The 17,206-nt window shown below is 53.5% G+C and carries 16 protein-coding genes; 6 read left to right on the top strand and 10 right to left on the bottom strand.

Annotated features, from left to right (window positions below):
• Positions 1-17: 17 nt before the first annotated feature.
• Positions 18-896, bottom strand: coding sequence for a nucleotidyl transferase AbiEii/AbiGii toxin family protein (locus tag HKT17_RS12750; RefSeq protein WP_171100545.1), 879 nt, complete (start codon positions 894-896; stop codon positions 18-20).
• The gene (locus HKT17_RS15640) at positions 889-1,491 is read right to left on the bottom strand and encodes a hypothetical protein (RefSeq protein WP_240965812.1); all 603 of its coding nucleotides are present in this window, start codon (positions 1,489-1,491) and stop codon (positions 889-891) included. The genes HKT17_RS12750 and HKT17_RS15640 overlap by 8 nt, the downstream gene beginning before the upstream one ends.
• 457 nt (positions 1,492-1,948) lie before the next feature.
• On the opposite strand from HKT17_RS15640, the gene HKT17_RS15540 reads away from it, so the two are divergent.
• On the top strand, positions 1,949-2,101 hold the full coding sequence (locus HKT17_RS15540) for a hypothetical protein (protein WP_205882432.1): 153 nt from the start codon (positions 1,949-1,951) through the stop codon (positions 2,099-2,101).
• Between the two features lie 159 nt (positions 2,102-2,260).
• Here the strand turns inward: HKT17_RS15540 and HKT17_RS12740 are convergent, their stop codons facing one another.
• From HKT17_RS12740 to HKT17_RS12730, 3 genes are all read right to left on the bottom strand, one after another.
• Positions 2,261-4,060, bottom strand: a complete 1,800-nt coding sequence (locus HKT17_RS12740; protein WP_171100541.1) for an ATP-dependent helicase — start codon at positions 4,058-4,060, stop codon at positions 2,261-2,263.
• A complete protein-coding gene (locus HKT17_RS12735; protein ID WP_171100539.1) occupies positions 4,035-5,831 on the bottom strand; it encodes an ATP-dependent nuclease in 1,797 nt (598 codons plus the stop codon). Before HKT17_RS12735 ends, HKT17_RS12740 begins: the two co-directional genes overlap by 26 nt.
• Positions 5,832-6,038: 207 nt before the next feature.
• A complete protein-coding gene (locus HKT17_RS12730; protein WP_171100538.1) occupies positions 6,039-8,417 on the bottom strand; it encodes a DNA/RNA helicase domain-containing protein in 2,379 nt (792 codons plus the stop codon).
• A gap of 177 nt (positions 8,418-8,594) precedes the next feature.
• Here HKT17_RS12730 and HKT17_RS12725 point away from each other — a divergent pair, with 177 nt between their 5' ends.
• A complete protein-coding gene (locus HKT17_RS12725) occupies positions 8,595-8,897 on the top strand; it encodes a helix-turn-helix domain-containing protein (RefSeq protein WP_105027244.1) in 303 nt (100 codons plus the stop codon).
• Here HKT17_RS12725 and HKT17_RS12720 read toward each other — a convergent pair.
• The 4 genes from HKT17_RS12720 to HKT17_RS12705 form a co-directional block, all read right to left on the bottom strand.
• Positions 8,894-10,516: an NAD(P)/FAD-dependent oxidoreductase gene (locus tag HKT17_RS12720; protein WP_171101537.1), complete on the bottom strand. Its 1,623-nt coding sequence runs from the start codon at positions 10,514-10,516 to the stop codon at positions 8,894-8,896. The two genes, HKT17_RS12725 and HKT17_RS12720, sit on opposite strands and share 4 nt — an antisense overlap.
• Positions 10,517-10,587: 71 nt before the next feature.
• A complete protein-coding gene (locus tag HKT17_RS12715) occupies positions 10,588-11,031 on the bottom strand; it encodes a hypothetical protein (RefSeq protein ID WP_171100536.1) in 444 nt (147 codons plus the stop codon).
• 82 nt (positions 11,032-11,113) lie between these two features.
• On the bottom strand, positions 11,114-11,989 hold the full coding sequence (locus HKT17_RS15635; protein ID WP_240965809.1) for a PAAR domain-containing protein: 876 nt from the start codon (positions 11,987-11,989) through the stop codon (positions 11,114-11,116).
• Between the two features lie 68 nt (positions 11,990-12,057).
• The gene (locus HKT17_RS12705) at positions 12,058-13,557 is read right to left on the bottom strand and encodes a winged helix-turn-helix domain-containing protein (RefSeq protein WP_171100533.1); all 1,500 of its coding nucleotides are present in this window, start codon (positions 13,555-13,557) and stop codon (positions 12,058-12,060) included.
• A gap of 130 nt (positions 13,558-13,687) precedes the next feature.
• On the opposite strand from HKT17_RS12705, the gene HKT17_RS12700 reads away from it, so the two are divergent.
• Both HKT17_RS12700 and HKT17_RS12695 read left to right on the top strand, forming a co-directional pair.
• Positions 13,688-14,215, top strand: a complete 528-nt coding sequence (locus HKT17_RS12700) for an OsmC family protein (RefSeq protein ID WP_008250496.1) — start codon at positions 13,688-13,690, stop codon at positions 14,213-14,215.
• 35 nt (positions 14,216-14,250) lie between these two features.
• Positions 14,251-15,054, top strand: coding sequence for an alpha/beta fold hydrolase (locus HKT17_RS12695; protein WP_171100532.1), 804 nt, complete (start codon positions 14,251-14,253; stop codon positions 15,052-15,054).
• On the opposite strand, the gene HKT17_RS12690 is transcribed toward HKT17_RS12695, so the two are convergent.
• On the bottom strand, positions 15,034-15,489 hold the full coding sequence (locus HKT17_RS12690; protein WP_171100530.1) for a hypothetical protein: 456 nt from the start codon (positions 15,487-15,489) through the stop codon (positions 15,034-15,036). The two genes, HKT17_RS12695 and HKT17_RS12690, sit on opposite strands and share 21 nt — an antisense overlap.
• A gap of 123 nt (positions 15,490-15,612) precedes the next feature.
• Here HKT17_RS12690 and HKT17_RS12685 point away from each other — a divergent pair, with 123 nt between their 5' ends.
• The gene (locus HKT17_RS12685) at positions 15,613-16,386 is read left to right on the top strand and encodes a helix-turn-helix domain-containing protein (protein ID WP_171100528.1); all 774 of its coding nucleotides are present in this window, start codon (positions 15,613-15,615) and stop codon (positions 16,384-16,386) included.
• Positions 16,386-17,201 carry an Lnb N-terminal periplasmic domain-containing protein gene (locus tag HKT17_RS12680; protein ID WP_008250505.1) on the top strand — a complete coding sequence of 272 codons (816 nt, stop codon included), beginning with the start codon at positions 16,386-16,388 and terminating at the stop codon, positions 17,199-17,201. Before HKT17_RS12685 ends, HKT17_RS12680 begins: the two co-directional genes overlap by 1 nt.
• Positions 17,202-17,206: the final 5 nt, after the last annotated feature.

Genomic DNA, 17,206 nt, shown 5'->3' with positions numbered 1-17,206 from the left:
GGAGCCTCCCCTTATATTTAGTTTTCAGATTTTTGCCATGGTAGCTTTTCGTAAAACTCGCATACCTTGGAGTACGCTAAATCAAATTCGGGCAGGTTATCTTGAATGTCGTTTGCAAGAGTGCGGTAGCCATCCGCCGCCATGTTTTGCACGGCTGGGTCTCTCAGGCTGTTTGGTGTGGCTTCAATTCCTTTGGTGGTACAAGTTGTTTGTATGCATTCCAGTAAATCGATGTGTTCCCTATGGCCGGCGAGCAGTGTTTTCTCGATAAGAAAGAAAAGATCGTAAACATCTTGATACCGGTTTCTTTTCCGGATGGGTTGCTGCAGCAGCGATCGATATTTCTCCGCCATCAAATTGATCAAGCTATACACATGCAGCTCGTCAAGGTCGCTAAGCCGAAGCATTTCAATATCCAGTACTGCCTCGTTGTAGCTGAAATCAATTTCGACAATTTGTGGGGACTGCTTTGCAATTAGGCGGCGCATGGCAGATGGGTTGCTTGGTGCTGCATATCCAATTCGCAGGTTAAGGGTAGGGTGAGTGCGGTTGTTGCCAGGTGGGTTTATTTTCGAAGATTGAATGGTGCAGTGGGTGTTGTAAGAAAGTAGTTGGTTGAAGTATTGAATTTGGGCTTCAAGTTCTTCAGTCAATTCTTTCTCGTTACCTTGTTGGTAAAGTGCCGTGGTAGAAAAATCGGCGTCGCGGGTGAAGCGGGTGCTGTTGTAGCGAATGGCCATTAACATGCCACCTTTCATCACCATTTGCGTTCGAAGGGGCGCGCTGCTACCGATTGCAGACAACACAATATGAACAGCCTCCCGAAAAGCTTGTTGCTGTAAGGGTGCGCTGGCAACCCATTCGGCCACATTCAGGGTTTCAATCTGCTTATTCAAAAGTGTTCTCGTTGTTCAATAAAGAGGGCAGGTTGATCGATAGCTTCCAACGCTCAGAATAAAATGGCTCAAATTCTGCCTCGGGATCAAGTTTTCTGGATCCGCCCCGTTGTGCAAACTTTTCCCAGTCGGCAAAAGCTGGGTGGTCAAGCTTGCAAACCTCGGAAAGCAGGTAGCCAGCCCGAACCTTATCAATTGGTGCACCGTGGGTGTTCAGTTCATCTACAACAAATGGCAAGTACTTTTTGGCATGGTTGGTGTACATGTCTACAACATGTTGCAGGCCACCGCACAAAGCGGGTTCTCGAAGCATGTCCAGAAAAACCCGACCAATTGTTGCAACGCGCAGGCTGCTGTGTGCTGTGGTGCGAAAGGCGCCCTGGTTTGAACGTTCAAGCAGGTGCACAGTAATTCCAGACAGTTTTTTGAAAGTAGGGCGAATTAGTTTTGGATAACCCAGTTTCAAAAAATTTTCAGTTTGCTGCCCAAGGTCGCGGTTCATTTTTGCCTTGGCCAATGCTGCCCATTCAGAAGCTTTTGGCCGCGTTAAATAAACCAACTGCGAGAAGCGGTCGGTTAAGCCGTAGTGTTCCATTGCACTAAGGTGAGATACGTAAGCGAAAGGATCCAGGCAGCATGCAAGTTCAATTGCCGTGCTGCGTTCATACCCAAACAGCTGGAACCCGCGTGTTTCTGCAAAGGGTTCAATGGGACGTATTAAGTGGAATTGTTGAAGTAGTTTTAAAACTTCTTCGAGTTGTTTTTTTGTAGCTGCGGTTGTTGATTTTTTATTCTGGAGGCATTGATATACCAGGCAAGCCAATTCATACTGCGTAACAGCTGGGCCAGTTTGTTTGGCCAGCTGCGCAGCAATGGTTGTGGCTATATTTTCGGGTTGAATTACTTTAGTGTTTTTTGCCATGTGTTTAACATCCGTCCTTAGGACGGATGTTAAACACATGGCGTAATTTTGTCAAGAAGGCTTTTTGTTTCGCTTATTGCTGGTGATTAATGTACTGGGGAGGTGATGTTAAATAGGGTGTGTGGAGACGATGAAAGCGAATTCAAAAGCAGCTGAATTTGAAGCGGAGGCACTAGGCAGACTTGCTCGAATTAGATCGGGATGTGAAACGTTGAAACTGTGTGCGGTGAAAAAGCTGGTGCGTGAAAAAGCGGGCTATAAATGGACCGCTAATCCTAAATGATTTATGTGTTCTGTTGCGGTGAAATGAGGGACTTATTTTCGGCCAGAGCGGACCTTCAAGGTTTATTTCTGGGAGTCAGCTATCGGGCAGGATTGGACCTCAGTGAAGGGCCGCTTTCGATAGGCCCATTCGATGCACCAGCATCGCTTTGCGATAAAGCTATGGCAGCAGGCCATCCAAGAACTGCGATTGCCCCTCGTGCCACGTCCTGCCGAATCGGTTCTGCCTGAAACCGCTGTACATCAGGTGAACCTCGTCGCGCGCTCTTGTGATGCCGACATAGAACAGTCGACGCGCTTCCTCCATCCTCTCGGGCGTGTTGTCTGCCCAATTCGGAGAGGGGAACTCGCCTTGGTCCAGACCCAGAATGATGACGACGTCGTACTCGGTGCCTTTGGCAGAGTGAAGCGTCAGCAGATTGAGCTGCTTGGGTGCGCCATCAAGGCGACCGAGCTGCGCCTTCGTCGCGCCGACAAGGACACCTCCCTTCTCGAGTGCCTTGTGCATGCCTTCCACGTGCGCGCTCTGGTCGGCAAGCTCCGTTCTGGCGGCTATCAAGTCGTCAAGCAGTTCGGCGCGCAAAGCCGCGACAAAGTCCAGCGCAGCGCCATCACCTCGGTGGCCCCACAAAAAACGAGTGAGCCGCGCCTCAACGTCCCGCGCCAGCTTGTCTGATAGCCCGCCATGGAACGAAATCCACCTGCCTTGCAAGTCGCGCAGCGGTGGTGACGAGACCTTCCAGCCTCCTGCGCACCAGATGGCGCAATCCTCCACCCAGCTTGTTAGAGGCACCTTGCGATACGGCGCGGCATTGTCGATGCGCACGAACGGGTACTTGGCCTTGACGGCTTCGATTGCCGCCGCGTCGCCAACATTCCGGTTCCGGTACAGCACTGCAATGTCACCGAGCTGCCGTCCTTTCTTGGCGGCCAGTGCCGCGGGCACCAGCGTCTGCATGGCGTACTCGGCCTGGTGCTGCAGGCCCTTGTCGCACTTGTGCGCCTGGACGGAGGCTTGCCGCCCAGGCTCCGAAGAGTCGTAGCCCCTATCTTTTCCCAAGGCCCGCTGCGCGACCTCGATAATGCCGGTGCCGCTTCTGTAATTGATTTTCAGCCGGATGGTCTCGACACCGTTCGCCTTTGACAGCTCTTCCAGCAGCTCGCTGTTTGCTCCCGTGAAGCCATAGACCGACTGGTCAACATCCCCTACCGCGATAAGACGCACGCCCGCGTCGAAGGTGAGCCGGCGCACGATGCGGTCGAGCGCAGCGCCTAAGTCCTGATATTCATCGACGGCCAAGACCGGGAACTTGGCTCGGATGACCTTCAGGACCCAGTCATGCTCGTTCACGAGGCGCTGACCGTAGTGCACGATGTCCTCAAAGTCGATGAGCCCCAGCTTGCGCAGCTCCTGCTCGTAAGCCTCAGCCAGGCCGGTCAGCTCCTCGTTCTGTGTCCATGCCTTGCTGTCGCGGTCCAGGTTCACTCGGCGGTGCCGGTCCACCTCCTCTCTGCGCACTGGCTGGCCAATGCCGCGGAGCTTGTCCGCCACTGCCCGGTAGATTCCCGCGGCTTCTGACTCCGTGGCGACCTTTAGCGGGTAAGGGAGCTTCAGCCCGGCGATCTGAGCAAACGGCAGCAGCAGATGCAGAAGGCAGAACGAGTGAACGGTTCCAACGAATAGCCGCGGGGACTGCTCTAGACCGAGTTGCCGAAGGCGCCGAATGAGCTCACGCGCCGACTCATTGCTGAAGGTGATGCAGGCTACGCCTCGAGGCGACCGGACGTCCTCTGCCATGACACGCGCCAGCTTCGTGACGAGAGTCTTGGTCTTTCCGCTGCCCGGACCGGCCAGCACGCAGCAATTCCCAGTGGACTCGTAAGCCGCCCACTGACCGGAGTTGTCCCGCAGCTGCAGCGCAGCTTGCAGGTACTCAGGACTCGACTGGGGAGAAGCCATTCGTCACGAAGGTCAGTGCCTTCTTGATGTACTCGGGGCAGACCGCATCAGTGGCGGAGCCGGCCAGCGCCTGCGCAAAGCGGCCTTTACTGACCTCGCCGACCCAGCCCAGGAGTTTTTCCTCATCTAGCGTCGTCGGGTCGTCAATCCAGCCCTTCATCATGGCTTTGCGCTGGGCACCCCAGGTTTTCGCGTGCTTCTCCAGGATGGGCACCATCGCAGGGCCCATTCCAGCCTGAAACAGCTCGACCTCCAGCGTTTTGTCGTTGACGAAGATGCCATTCAACTCGCCGTCTTCCCAGATGTCGTCGAACTCCTCGTATTGGTCGATGTCCTCCTGCTCCATCGACAGGGCCAAGATATCCCGAACTCTGTCAAAGGCAAGCGGCGCGCCCGCGTCCTGGGGATCGAGGTCCGTCAAGATGACAAAGGGGATGCCCAAAGCATCAGGGCATACCAGCTTCACGTACGGCAGGAAGTTGGCGCTGGCCACGGAGCACACCGTGACCCCAAGTGCGTCAAGGTCGATGTCGAGCGCCGCTGCAAAGGCGGGGATTAGGAATCGCTCAGCGTCGCCTTCCACGAAGATGATGCCGCGCGCGAAGAAAAGCTCGCCCCGGGTGACGTCGATGTAGCGCTGCAGGTCGGCCTCCTCGTCAGGCAGCAACTCCACCTCGGCCGCGGACGTAATGGAGGTCGACCCACCTTCCGCGTCCTCACTCAGCAGGATGATAGAGCGCAGGGGCGCGACGCTCGCGATGTGCGGCGAATGGGTCGTTAAGATGGTGGTAACGTTCTCCGGCGCGTCGTTCTCCTCGCCGAGGTAGTGCCTGTACACCAGCCGCTGAACGTGCGGATGGAGATGGGCCTCCGGCTCCTCGATAGCTAGGAACGTGTGACTGCGCTCGCCTGCTTCGACCGCTCGCTCGAGCTCCAGCCCCTTAAGGGTCAAGAAGAGCAGGTTCGCCGTTCCCAAGCTTGCGTCGCCAATGCCGCGGGCGCCCCCGTCGATTAGAAGCCGCAAGCCCCGCAGCAGTACGTCCACATTGGTCGGGGTCGCGCCCAGCGTCAAGGAGACGGCGTGTTCGTCGCCGACCATCTCCACAAGCCGGTCGTAAACCTTTGCTGCGGCAGCAGAGACCTCAGGGCGCTGCGCGAGGCTGTTCTGGGCATTGCTGACAAGCTGCTGGATTTCCTCGCGAGTCTCGTCATTCAAACTGGCCGTCAGCTCCTCGATAATGGGCCGCAGAGGCGAACGCCTCCAGTTCAGCAGGTCGCCTTCGGCGTCACGCAGGGCAAACAGGTAATCCATCGGCAACTCGCGCCTGCGAGCAGCCGTAAAGACGTTGTCCTCGTTGGTGCCGCCGAATATGAGAAATTCGTAGTCCGCCAAGGTCTGCGGCGCAGCGCCTTTAAGCGCGGCCTTGGGGCGATACAGGTAGGTCAGCCGCGCGTCGACTGGCGTCTCGGTGTCCACCAAGCTGCCACCCAACACGGTGAGCAGGTTGTCGTTGTCCTCGAAGTCTGTGAACTCAACGACCACTTTGACGGTAGCACCTAGCTTCGCAGCGCCTAATCCGTCCCAAAAGTGCTCAAGACCCAGCTGCCGGTCACGGTCAGGGAGCATAGGGTCGAGCACTAGGCGCAAAGCCCTGAGCAGGTTGCTCTTGCCTGCCTTGTTCTCGCCGACAATCACCAAGCTGTCGGCCGTCGCGAAGTCGACGTTCTCGAAGTTGGCGTAGTTCTCGACCGCGATTCGACTAATTCGCATTTTCCCCTCTCGTGCTTAATTTTATTTACTAACATTATTGCTGTTTCGAAGCACCTGCTCGGGCTGCGGCTGACCTCAACCGTTGAGTATCCGCTGCTGGAGAGTCCAATGGTACCTCTCGAAGGACCGCAACGGTTCGAATGCAGTCCATTCTTCAAGACACTGATGAAGTCCGCTCAGGCCGAAAACCAGCCACTCATTTCACCCTCAAACCACCGTCAAAAACTCCGCCACTACCACCATTTCTTTCGCATCCTCGGCACTCAGCACAATCGCTTCATGCTTGTCATTCGTTGATTCTGATTTCAGCACAATCACGCTGTTCACCACGCCATCTTCACCAAAATGCTTTTCGCTTTTATAGCGTTTTATGGTGTATTGCCCACCCAGTTCAGGGTCTGAAATTCGGCGGTGTTGTACCACCACAATTTTTCCGTTTCGGGTGCCTTGCGGGTTGAAGTGAAACAGGCACCAAGCGCCGGGGGGTATGCGCTTGTTCATTGAATCGCCCTCAACACGCGCTACAAAGTAGCCTTCGCTGGCGCGCAGGTGAGCGGGCAGAACAACATGGTCAAACGTGTCAGCTTGTTGGTAGTCGCTAAACTGCCCGGCGGCAAATTTCAAATCAAAAATGGGCACGCTGTTGGCGGCGTCTTGGCCAGCTTGCACTATCGGTAGGTCCAGCCCTTCGTATTTGTTCAACATGGGTGCCACCTCCACGTGTTCAAAACCATTCACCAGTGTTTGAAAGTGTGCGCGTGTTTCGTCGTCGGTAAAGTAAACGTAACATCCTTTCATGCCCCGAGTCATCAGGGTTTTGTAGGTGTTCTTGATCACTGCATCGGCCATCGCCAGGTTGTTGGCTCGGTCTGTTTTCAGTCCGCCCTTAAACCCTTTAATGCTTTGGTCCATATTGCTGCGCTTGAATGCGTCAGTAAGCACTTCGCCATTGCGCACCACAAAGTCTGGGCCAACAATAACGCCCACGTAGTCCAGCTCCAAACCTTGGCAGGTGTGTATGCAACCCACCTGCTCCACGCTATTGGGCTTGATAATCCATGTGCTGCCATCGTCGTCCAGGTTCCATTGGGCCTTGTAGTCGTGTTCAAGAAACTCGATGTCAAAAGCTTGCGGGTTCTTTTTGCTTTTCCAGTCCCAACAGTAGCCAGCCACCACACGGGCTTTGTTGTTAACTTCGTTCTTCTGGCGAATTGCGTTGTGCAACGCCGTGGGTGAATCGAACACCTTGAAATCGAAGTCCAACCCGTCCATATTCAAATTGGCGGTGGGTTTAATTTGTAGGTGGTGGTTTAGCCAGGCAATGTAGCCGTCGCTGCCGTTGCAGCGAAATTGGGAGCGCAGCTCTTGCTCAACTACTTTCGCGCCAAGGGCCAGTGCCCATTTGCGAATCTCCGCTTTGCTGCCAATGTCTTTGAAGGTAACGCGCTGGTCTTCATCCACGAAGAAAATGCACAGTTTGCTGGCGTGGATCAATTCTTTAATTTGGTTTTCGCCCAAGTTGCCATACAGACCGCTTTTTTCATTCAAGCGGTGGGCTTCGTCCACCAGCAACACATCAAACTGGTTGGCTTGGTTGTCTACATACCCGCCCGACCCGCGGAACAAATTTGCGATGCGTGTTTTTTTGAATGTACCTGTCAGCTTGGCTTCAAACACCGCGCGGGGCGCTGCATTTTTCGAGACGTATTGGCAAACCATGCCGCGCTGTGTGAATTCGCTGAGCAGGTTGATGGCTACCACCGATTTGCCCGTGCCCGGGCCTCCTTCCACGATCAGCACGCGTTTGCCTGAATCCTTGCGGTGATGGGCCAAGTCAAGCGCCATTTCATACACCAGCTTTTGATCGTCGATCATCAAAAACTCGCGATTGCCCAGCAGCATATTGCTCAGGCTGTCCGCAAGGTTTTTGGATGGGCGAATTTTTCCGTGCTCAATGCGGTACATCAAGTCGTTCTGATCGCCGTACTTCACGTGCTTTTTTAAAAACTCGGAAAGCTTGCGCGCGTCTTTTGAGATGAATACGGGTGCGCGGTCGGTGTGGGCTTTGTAAAACGGGTCGTTGATAACCTGGGCACTGTCCAAGTTGTGTAAATACGCGCAGGCACTGAGGCGCACCTGTTCGTTTTGCACCACCTCGGAATAATCTTCGATGAGTGCAGCATACGTCCACGCTTGGTAAGAAGGGTGGGGTGTGTTGATGTTGCCTTTGCCCAGCCAGGTATTCACCACCGCATCTTGTTGGGTGGCTTGTACGTCGCTCCATTGCTTCAATTCAATGATGACGGCGCATTCCTCAAGCTGTGCATTGCGCCCCGTCAAAATAAAGTCAATGCGCTTGCCGGTTAACGGAATGTTGTACTCGATGGATACCAGCGAGTCGCTGGGAATGTCGGGGTCGTTCAACACCTGGCGCATTTCTTTCATTGAGTTGCGCCAAGAATTGACTTCTGAGTCGCCTGCTCTGCGGAATAGCTTGCGCTGAAATTCCCGGTGAATGGCTTCATGAATTTGATCGTCCAGTACATCGTCGAGAAACTTCGATTTGCAGGCGGTGTAAACGATCATTGCGGGTGTGGTTTGTTCTTGTGCTTTGAATGTATCAGGAAACCTTCGTTGAATGAACTATTTCAGGTGGGGCAATTGGGGGCTACAAATGGGTGGGGAGGTTAAACAAAGCAATAGAACTGAATGCCGGTAATTGTTACAGAAGAGGCTCGACGTTCTTGAAATGGGTGGTTTTAAATGAATAAACACGTGGGTTCGAATTTTGAAGATTTCTTGAAAGAAGAGGGCATTCAAGAAGAGGCAGAAGCTTTGGCCATCAAAAAAGTGATTGCCTGCATGATCGAGCAAGAGATGATTTCAAGATCAATACCTAAAACTGAAATGGCACGCAAAATTGGAACCAGTCGAAGTCAGTTGGATCGATTGCTGGATCCCGAAAACACCTCGGTTACTTTGGCAACACTTGTCAAATCGACAGCAGCAATCGGAAAAAAAATGATCATTACCTTTGAAGATTGTCCACAAACAGTTGTTGCTTAAACCCCAATCAAATTCCTAGCTACTGCTTCGGCCACTTCAATGCCATCGACACCCGCCGACAAAATACCACCAGCGTAGCTGGCGCCTTCACCTGCAGGGTACAGGCCTTTTGTATTCAAACTTTGGAAGTCGTCGCCGCGCGTAATTCGCAGCGGCGATGATGTTCTGGTTTCCACACCAGTCAGCACGGCGTCGTGCATGTCGAAGCCTTTGATCTTTTTTCCGAATGCAGGCAAGGCTTCACGCATGGCGGTAATCGCATATTCGGGCAATGCGTCGGCCAGGTCAGTCATTTTGACGCCGGGTTTATACGATGGTTCTACGCTGCCCAGTTCAGTCGATGCTTTGCCCGCAATAAAATCGCCCACCAATTGCCCGGGTGCCTCGTAGTTGCTGCCGCCCATAACAAAGGCATTGGATTCAAGCTTGCGTTGAAAGGCGATGCCTGCCAGTGGGCCACCGGGATAGTCGGCCGGGCTAATGCCCACCACAATACCCGCGTTGGCGTTGCGTTCGTTGCGGGAATATTGGCTCATGCCGTTGGTCACCACCCGGTTTTCTTCTGACGTGGCGGCCACCACGGTGCCGCCGGGGCACATGCAAAAGCTGTACACCGATCGGCCATTGGCAGCATGGTGCACCAGCTTGTAGTCGGCTGCGCCCAGCAGGGGGTGGCCGGCGTGTTGCCCCAGGCGGGCACGGTCGATCAGCCCTTGCGGGTGTTCTATCCGAAAGCCCACGGAGAATGGCTTGGCTTCCATATACACGCCGCGCTCGTGTAGCTTGGCAAAGGTGTCGCGGGAACTGTGGCCCAGCGCCAGCACCACATGGTCTGCGCGCAGTTCGTAAGTGCTACCGTCTTTCAGGTTCTCAATGGTCAGGCCGCGAATGTGGCCGTCTTCAATGTGAAAGTCGCATACGCGTTGTTGGAAGCGAATTTCACCGCCCATGGCGATGATTTGCTCGCGCATGTTTTCTACCACTTTCACCAGGCGGAAGGTGCCAATGTGGGGTTTACTGACCAGCAAAATTTCCTCGGGTGCACCGGCCTTCACAAACTCGGTCATAACCTTGCGGCCAAGAAAACGTGGGTCTTTGATTTGGCTGTACAGTTTGCCGTCTGAAAATGTACCGGCGCCGCCCTCGCCAAACTGCACGTTCGATTCGGTGTGCAATACGCGTTTGCGCCATAGGCCCCAGGTGTCTTTCGTGCGTTCGCGCACCTGTTTGCCACGTTCAATCACAATGGGTTTGAAGCCCATTTGCGCCAGCATCATCGCAGCGAAAATACCGCAGGGGCCAAAGCCAATTACCACAGGGCGAATGGCTGGGGCTTCGTTCAGTTTCACTGGCAACTGGTAAACCATGTCGGGCGCAGGCCGAATGTGCGAGTGGGTGGTGAATTTCGACAACAACTGGGCTTCAAGCCGGGAGCTGTCCAGTTCCACATCCACGATGTACACCAACAGCAGTTTTTGTTTGCGCGCGTCGTAGCTGCGCTTGTAAATGCTGAAGCTTTTGAGCTGGTTGGCTGAAATTTTCAGGGTGCTGCAAATTAATGCGGGCAGGGCGTCTTCAGGATGGTCGAGTGGAAGCTTCAGCTCGGACAGGCGGATCATGGCGGGTGTACCTTGTGGATCTGTTTTTCGGATCAAGGCCGTATTTTATGCTTTTGCCCGCCAAAGTGCACTTATTTCACCGGTTTTAGAATCACATAGGCTAGGCAATCTGGTTTCTTCATCTGAAAACCGAAGTCGATTTCTCCCCAGGAGTTATTGGCTGTGTAGGTGGTTGCTTCCTCCAAAGATTTACCACGAGGAATTTCGGTGATCTTCAGGTTCTCGTATTGTTGTTTTAGCTGAGGCATGGTGATGCATTTGCCTTCCAAGTACATCAGTAACATACCTGGGCTTTGCGCGCCTTGCTGAGGCAGTCGAAGATCAATTGTGCTCACCTTGACCTCACCTGCGAATTGAATACTTTGACCCTTGTAAAACTTGAAATACTCATTGGAATGTCGAGTATCGTGGGCAAGTGTTTGAACCAGTGTTTTTTCGACATGCGCCAAAGTGAGCGAAGACTGGGTTTGAATATCGTCGATCAAATTCCAGATGGAACGGTTCAGATTGATCATTGTGTTGTCCTTTGACGCGTGTGTAATCGGTTGGCTGGCGCTGTAGAGCAGGGCAAACAACAGGAGCAGTTTTCGACCCGCATTACTTTTTCCCGCCATAATTTTTGTCATACCAGCCACCGTAATAGTCTGCATAATTTTGACCTGTTGTCGATGTGATTTCATTGGCACCGAATTGTGAGCCAATTTTTCGATAGGCGTTTTGAGCATTGCCATCTTTTAAGTACTGGTTGTAAGCCTGAATATAGCTTGCATGGTTTTTCGGGTTGCCGGCAATACCGATGTCGGGGCCACCTGCTTGAATGATTTCTCGTTGAACCTGAATGTTCTTCATGGTGGCAGCCCCCTCATCATCCAGGGTGCTGTTAAGGTATGCCTGCCTTGATCTTGTGTCTAACTGATAAGGGTGCAAGGCGTGGCCCACTTCATGGGCTAAAACCTGTGTAGCCTGATTGGCATCGCCTCTCAGATTGCTGTCCAGGGTAATCGTTTTCTCTCTGCGGTTGGCGTAGGACCCGCCTCCCGCCGCTCCGTAGTCGACCTTCCAGCCCTGACTCTGCAGAGTTTTCAGGTTATTAACCAGTGTGGGCGACTTGCCAATTAATGTATCAATGCTTTTCCCGAGTTTGCCTTTTAGTGGAGATGCTGTGGAGCGGGTATCGGGTGCTGGGGAGTTTGGGGGTTGGTTTGCTGCTGATGCGATCAAGGTTGCACCACACCCAATTTTGTGACCATTAAGTGCCACTGCCATGTAGTTGTCAGTGAACGTACCAAGGCCTTCAACAATCGGGAATACGTGGGGCTTGCACAAAGGGCAGGTGACCATGTCGCCAACCCTGGCGATGGGTCGGCCCTCAACTGTGGTGGTGGAGCTGCCCGAGATCACCACGCCACCGTGGCTGGTGGTGTCGCCGATCAGGATTTGCGTGCGACCTTGTATAAGGGGTCTGGAAGACATCGATAAGAAAGTAAGTAGAGTAACTCCTTAAGTAATTAATCGACGGTGGTGGTTCCTTGCGGCTTCGGTCAGGTTTGCCACATCAAGGCCATGCGGGCTGCTATTTTCTTGCCGTGCGAGATCGCTATTTCTTCAACTGACAAGGCAGGTCTTAACGTTCGTGCCTGTATCAATGCTTGCTGCGCCAGTGGGGTATTGCCCAGTTTGTCCAATGCCGCAGCTTGCGCAACGTGTGCCAAATGAAACCGTGTGTCGTGTTGTATGGCTTTTATTGCTTCTTCCAGCGCTTCTTCCGGGCGGTTTGCCCGCAGCAAGAAACAGCTCAGTATCCACAACCAAAATCCAAGTCTTCTGTCTTTGGGGCTTATGCGCATGCCCAGACGCATTTGCGCAATACCACCTTCCAGTTCATTCATCAGCACCAAGGCAGCACCGTGGGCAACCTGTGCCTGTGCATTGCTGGGGTTAAGCTGCAAGGCCGCTTTTAGTGTGATCAGGCCTTGCCGGGTTTGTCCAAGGTCGCACAGTGCGCAACCCGCATAACCCATTACCTCGGAATTGCCCGCGTCTAGTTCAATTGCAGTGTTCGCCGCTGTTAGCCCGCTGGCGAGAACGGCGTCAGAATGTGGCAACAGGCCGATGTTTCGGGACAGTGCGGTCAACAGGGCCAAATGTGCATGGGCAAGGCCAAAGCTGCTGTCAATTTCAATGCTGTTTTCGAGTTGGTGTCTGGCATTGCGAAGGCCCGCTTCGCTCCAGCCCAGTTGGGCCAAAGCGCCCGTGGCCTCATGATAATGTGCCCATGCGTCGAGATTGTTGGGGCGCTGTCTTCGAATCTGGGCTATTTCGGCTTTGGTTAGCGCGGGTTCAAGTTCGCTGAGCAAACCCCGGGCAATTTCCTCCTGTAAATCAGCGCTGGAGGCTGGCGAGCATTCAAACCGACTGTTCCACAACACTTGGCCGGTTTGCGCCTCTGCCAGCTGAACATTCACCCGAATGATTTCGTCCACTCGACGAATGCTGCCCAGTACAACGAATTGCACCTGAAGCTGTTCAGCAATTTCAGGTAGTGCAACGCTGCTGTGGTCGAATATTTGCGTGGAGGCTTGTGAAATTACCAGAAAACCGGGTACCCGAGCCAGCAGTGCAATGACGTCTTCAAGCAAACCCTCAGCCAGAAACCGCAGGTCGGTTTGTTCTCCCAGTACCTTGAAAGGCAGCACCGCGATGGTGGAATGTTTTTGCACTGTGGGTTTCGAGGACACTTCTGTTCGGCGAACTGGCAAACTGAATTGGTAGCCGCGCCCTGTGACTGTTGAAATCGCCTGACTACCCAGGAGCTTGCGCAAAGCAGAGGTTTGCACGGTTAAATTGTTTTCTTCCACGACCATGCCGGGCCACACCGTTTGCAGCAATTCGTCTTTGCTTAGAACGCGTGTGTGGTTGCTGACCAGGCACATTAAAAAGTCAAAGGTACGCGGGCCCAAATTGACCGTTTCGCCTTCGCGTAGTAATAGCCGTTCATTTGCGCGCAATTCAAAGTGATCGAAAAAATAGGAATAATCCAAGCGCGCAACCGAAGGTGAAGTGTTAGCAAAATATAGCAAACATTTAGGAATTCTTAAGGACTAAACACAGCGTGTCCGTGCACAGTGAATTCATTGAGCAGTTGGCTGCTCAAAACCACTGGAGACTGCTATGACTTTTTCTGTACCCAATGCTCAGCGTGAAATGCGCGCACTTTACAAAGTAGAACCTGGTGCGGCGATGGTGACCGACCATGCCTTGGCTCGCGGGGTTGATCCCTTGGACCCTTTTCATTCTGTGGTGGAGCCCATGGATGGTTGTGGCGTGCAGGTGCCGATTGGTGTTCATCGTGCTTTGGGCGGTCTGCACGATGCGCCCACGCCTGGCGATCTGTTGTGTGCTGCGCTGGCTGCATGTCAGGATTCAGCCATGCGCATGGTGGCCAACGTGCTGGGTGTTGAGCTTGTTTTTCTGGAAGTGCGCGTGACTGCCGATGTGGATGTTCGTGGTGCATTGAATATGTCGCCAGAAGTACCAGTTGGTTTTCAAGGCATGCGCTGCAATGTGCAGTTCAAGGTAAAAGAGGGCACACCCGCCGACTTGATCAAGGCATTGACCTATGCAGCCAAGCGTTCTTGTGTGGTGCAGCAAACCTTGAAAAATCCACCCAAGGTTGAAACCAGTTTTCAGCTAAACTGAATTTGACCCGCATCCAACCCTATTCAAGGATCGCCATGACCTCTGTTCAACCCCATGTGAAAGAGGCTGGCCAAGGCCCTGCCGTGTTGTGCCTGCATGCCAATGCATCGCACGCCGGGCAATGGAAGGGCTTGATGGGTTTGCTGGCGGATCGGTTTCAGCTGCTTGCGGTGGATTCCTACGGTTCAGGCCAAACACCCGACTGGCATTCGGAACGAACCATTTCTCTGCAAGATGAGGTGGATTTGCTGATGCCGGTGTTGGATAGAATGGGTGAAAAGTTCACCCTGGTGGGGCATTCCTACGGCGGTGCGATTGCTTTGAAAATTGCCTTGTTGTTTCCGCACCGGGTGAAGGCACTTGCACTATTTGAGCCCACTTTCTTCTCTGTGGTTGAGCATGAAAGCCCAAGCCCGAATGATGTAGACGGCATTCGCCATGCAGTGGCCGCCGCCGGTGCTGCGCTGGACAATGGCGATCCACATTTGGCGGCTCAGCATTTTATCGATTTCTGGATGGGGCAGGGCAGCTGGGCGAAAACCCCTGAAGAGCGCAAACCGGCGGTGGCGGCATCAGTGCGCAATGTGCGGCGGTGGGGGCATGCCTTGTTCAGCGAACCCACCGTGCTGAGTTCTTTTGGCCAGTTGAATGTTCCGGTGCTTTACATGGTGGGGGGAAAGTCGCAGTTGTCGGCCCACGCTGTGGCGAAGCGATTGGTGGCCACTTTGCCGAGCGTGGAGTTAATTGAGTTTGCGCAGATGGGCCACATGGGGCCAGTGACCCATCCTGATGTAGTGAACGAAGCGATTTCAGGGTTTTTACAGAAAGTGTTTTCTTAACGCCACCAAAGGCACTGCATACAACACAGCAAAACCGGTATTCATGACAGCGTTTTGCCAAAAACCGCTGTACAGCGAAAATGCGGTGTCGGGTACATACCAAAGCAACACAGATATCGCAATCATGTTGCAGGTCTCTTTGGCGTCTTTGATATTCAGTTTGCGCACAAGCATAAACATGAGCGCGCCCCAGCCCACCATCACCGAGCCCATCACTGCATGCGCAAGCTCGATGTAAGCCGTCGCTTGTGAGTCGAAGGCGGAAATTTGTGCAGGGTTCTGGAATATCAACAATCCGAAAGCCTGTTGGGTCAAGCCCGGTGCAAGCACCATGAAAAGGCCAAACAACACGGTGAATTCGGCGGTGTAGCTTAGCCACTTGATCCAAAAGGTGGGGGTGCTTGTGGCCGTGTTTTGCAGGGTACTGGTAGGCATGTCGGTTCTCCTTGCCGGGTTGAAAGTGAATCAGTTCAACGCCAGTTTGATGAGCCTTGGGTCATTGCTGCAATAACCTTCGAGGTCATAGATTCCAGTAATTTTCCGTGGCAGTATGGGCACATGCACACACATACACCCACCCAACATGCTGGAATTCGTCTGCGCGATTTGCGGGCAAGGCAAAAGATCAGCCAACTTGATTTGGCCTTGCGCGTGGGTGTTTCCCAGCGCCATTTAAGTTGCATTGAAACCGGCAAAGCCAGTGCCAGCAAGGAAATGTTGTTGGCACTGCTGGAGGGTTTGGATGCGCCACTCAACGAGCGCAATGAAGCGCTGGTGGCTGCAGGTTTTGCCCCCTTGTTTGGGAGCAGGCCGATTGATCACCGGGAAATGGACACCATCAATGAGGTGATCGATTTGATGCTGACTGCGCAGCATGCAGCGCCGGCCATGGTGCTGGACAGTGAATGGAATCTGGTGAAATTCAACGCCAGTTTTGTGCGCTTGTTGCAACTGCTGGAGTTTGATTTGGCCGCTTTGCAAGCGATTCCCAATGTGCTGCTGGCACTGACTGCGCCCGGTGGCCTGGCCACACGCCTGCTAAACCCGGCTGAAGTGTTGGGCGATGTATTGAAAAGGGCGCAGCGTGAGGCTTTGCATGTGCCTGCGTTGCAGGCCATGTTGGCGCAAATTCCGCAATCCATGTTCGACACCAAACAGCCACAGAACTTCAACAACCCCACCCTGGTCACCCGGTTTAAAAGTACGGTGGGCGAGCTTCGTTTTGTGTCAACTTTCACCAGTTTTGGAGCGCCCTTGGACATTACTGCGGCATCGCTGAGAATTGAACATCTGTTCCCCGCCGATGAGGCCACTCGAAAGGCATTTTCATAATGCGTACTTTGCTGCTTTTTCTGTTGATTGCCATGGGCGCATTTGCCACCTGGTGGTTTCTGCAAAAACCCAGCCACAACCGGCAATGGGCTGATGATGTTTCCCAAATGTTGCATGCAGATGTGAATGGCGACAGGGTGGTGTTGAAAAATGTGCGCAACTTTGAGTGGCGCACAGAAACCGATTACACACCGCGCTGGGAAACACGTGAATATGATTTAAGCCAGTTGCAAACAGCCGACCTTGTGTTGTCTTACTGGATGGGGCCTAAAATTGCCCACACCTTGGTGTCGTTCGGTTTTGCCGATGGGCAGTACCTGACTTTCTCGCTGGAAATCCGAAAGGAAGTCGGCGAGGAGTTCTCCGCGTGGAAGGGGTTTTTCAGGCAGTACGAGGCTATTTTGGTGGCGGCCGATGAGGCGGACATTATTCGTACACGGAGCAATGCGCGTGGTGAAAACGTGTACATCTACCGACTGGCCATTCCGCCAGAACAGCTAAGAACCCTGTTTTTGGCCTATGTAGAACAGGCACAAAAACTGGAAAAGACCCCCGAGTTTTACAACACCCTGACCAGCAATTGCACCACGGTGGTGTTTGATATCGCCAAGCGAATCGTGCCGGATTTGCCGCTGGATTATCGCCTGTTGCTCAGCGGGTACTTCGCCGAATACGCCCATGCGCAGGGCGGTTTGGTAGAGGGGTTTGGCTATACCGAACTTCAGGAGAAGGGCTATATTGTGCCCCGCGCCAAAGCCATGCAGGTCGGTGAAAATTTCTCGGAAGTCATTCGCCGGGGTGTGCCCGGCATGTAAGGCTT

The organism is Limnobacter sp. SAORIC-580 (assembly GCF_013004065.1).
Taxonomy (GTDB): Bacteria; Pseudomonadota; Gammaproteobacteria; order Burkholderiales; family Burkholderiaceae_B; genus Limnobacter; species Limnobacter profundi.
Note: the sequence above shows the minus strand (reverse complement) of the source record. Positions and strands in the feature narration are given on the sequence as shown.